The organism is Pseudomonas sp. KCJK8993 (assembly GCF_046230915.1).
Lineage (GTDB): Bacteria > Pseudomonadota > Gammaproteobacteria > Pseudomonadales > Pseudomonadaceae > Aquipseudomonas > Aquipseudomonas piscis.
The window spans coordinates 1-2324 of sequence record NZ_JBJJLO010000233.1 but is presented as its reverse complement, the minus strand read 5'-3'; the positions used below and the strand labels follow the sequence as shown (position 1 = coordinate 2324).

Here is a 2324-nt window from a genome sequence, read left to right as displayed (position 1 = left end):
AAAACTGATCAGGATCCTAGTGCGTGTCACACCTCATTACCAGTACCGCGTGGCCACCCACAGCGCCCGGCCTGGCAATGAACGACGACACGCCCCAACCTCTCGCCCGCAGGCCGTTATCCGGCGGGCAGCCCAACAGGTTAAAAAACGAATGAATGCTCTAGCCCGCCGCGCCGCAGGCCTGCTGCTCAGCACAGTTTGTCTGCCTTTTGCAGCCCTGGCTGCCGATCCGCAACCCACCCACGAATTCACCCTCGACAACGGCCTGAAGGTCGTGGTCCGCGAAGATCATCGTGCCCCGGTGGTGGTCTCCCAGGTCTGGTACAAGGTCGGCTCCAGCTACGAAACCCCAGGCCAGACCGGCCTGTCCCACGCCCTGGAACACATGATGTTCAAGGGCAGCGAGAAGGTCGGCCCCGGCGAAGCCTCGTTGATCCTGCGGGACCTGGGCGCCGAAGAGAACGCCTTCACCAGCGACGACTTCACCGCCTACTACCAGGTGCTGGCCCGTGACCGCCTGGGTGTGGCCCTGGAGCTGGAGGCCGACCGCATGGCCAGCCTGCGCCTGCCGGCCGACGAGTTCAGTCGCGAGATCGAGGTGATCAAGGAAGAGCGCCGCCTGCGCACCGACGACAAGCCCATGTCCAAGGCCTACGAGCGCTTCAAGGCCATGGCCTACCCCGCCAGCGGCTACCACACGCCGACCATTGGCTGGATGGCCGACCTGAACCGGATGAAGGTCGAGGAGCTGCGTCACTGGTACCAGTCCTGGTATGTGCCCAACAACGCCACCCTGGTAGTGGTCGGCGACGTCACCCCGGACGAGGTCAAGGCCCTGGCCCAGCGCTACTTCGGCGCGATTCCCAAGCGTGACGTGCCGCCGGCGAAGATCCCCATGGAACTGGCCGAGCCCGGCGAGCGCCTGATCACCCTGCACGTGAAGACCCAGCTGCCAAGCCTGATGCTGGCCTTCAACGTCCCGAGCATCGCCACCGCCGAAGACAAGCGCGCGGTCAACGCCCTGCGCCTGGCCTCGGCCTTGCTGGACGGCGGCTACAGCGCGCGCATCCCGACCCAACTGGAGCGCGGCGAAGAGCTGCTGTCCGGCGGTTCCTCCAATTACGACGCCTACACCCGCGGCGACAGTCTGTTCATGCTGTCGGCCACCCCCAACAGCCAGAAGAAGAAAACCATCGCCCAGGCCGAAGCCGGGTTGTGGCGCCTGCTGGACCAGTTGAAGACCACCCCGCCTTCCGCCGAGGAACTGGAGCGCGTGCGCGCCCAGGTGATCGCCGGCCTGGTCTACGAACGCGACTCGATCACGAGCCAGGCCACCGCCATCGGCCAGCTGGAAACCGTCGGGCTGTCGTGGAAGCTGATGGACACCGAGCTTGCCGAGCTGCAAAGCGTCACCCCGGAAGATATCCAGAAGGCTGCACGCACCTATTTCACCCGGGAACGTATGAGCGTGGCCCACGTACTGCCTGAGGAGTCCGCCCATGACTAAGCGCAAGAATGCTTCACCGGTCCTGCTGGGTGCCGCGCTGGTGGCGCTGATCACCGCCGGCGGCCTGTACCTGTCGCGCTCCGGCGAAAGCAACGCCAGCCAGGCCCTGGACAACGCCAAGAGCAGCCAGAAGCTGCAGTCCCTGGCCGAACTGGACGGCAAGGCCCCCGGCCACCGCAACCTCAATGTGCAGACCTGGAACACCGCCGAAGGCGCCAAGGTATTGTTCGTCGAAGCCCGTGAATTGCCGATGTTCGACATGCGCCTGACCTTTTCCGCCGGCAGCAGCCAGGACGGCGACGCCCCGGGCCTGGCCCTGCTGACCAACGCCATGCTCAACGAAGGCGTGGCCGGCAAGGACGTCGGCGCCATCGCCCGTGGCTTCGAAGGCCTGGGCGCGGACTTCGGCAACGGTGCCTACAAGGACATGGCCGTGGCCTCGCTGCGCAGCCTGAGCGCCACCGACAAGCGCGAGCCGGCCCTCAAGCTGTTCGCCCAGGTGGTGGGCAAGCCGACCTTCCCGGCCGACTCCCTGGCACGGATCAAGAACCAGATGCTCGCCGGCTTCGAGTACCAGAAGCAGAACCCCGGCAAGCTGGCCAGCCTGGAGCTGATGAAGCGCCTGTACGGGGCCCACCCCTATGGCCACGCCAGCGACGGCAATGCCCAGAGCATCCCGGCCATCAGCCTGGCCCAGCTCAAGGCCTTCCACGCCAAGGCCTACGCGGCCGGCAACGTAGTGATCGCGCTGGTCGGCGACCTCTCGCGCAGCGATGCCGAGGCGATTGCCGCCCAGGTCTCCGCCGCCCTGCCCACG

The 2324-nt window shown here is 66.3% G+C and carries 2 protein-coding genes; both read left to right on the top strand.

Going from position 1 to position 2324, the window contains the following annotated elements; translation table 11 throughout:
* Nucleotides 1-151: 151 nt before the first annotated feature.
* Entirely contained in the window at nucleotides 152-1507 is a 1356-nt protein-coding gene (locus tag ACK6AU_RS31880; RefSeq protein WP_185697039.1) for a pitrilysin family protein, read from the top strand.
* Nucleotides 1500-2324, top strand: an 825-nt coding sequence (locus ACK6AU_RS31875; protein ID WP_409303732.1) for a M16 family metallopeptidase, incomplete at its 3' end; no start/stop codon positions are given. The genes ACK6AU_RS31880 and ACK6AU_RS31875, both read left to right, overlap by 8 nt.

What these genes read in the sequence shown, in the direction of transcription:
- ACK6AU_RS31880 (WP_185697039.1), top strand. Translation starts at nt 152, where the DNA reads ATGAATGCTCTAGCCCGCCGCGCCGCAGGCCTGCTGCTCAGCACAGTT.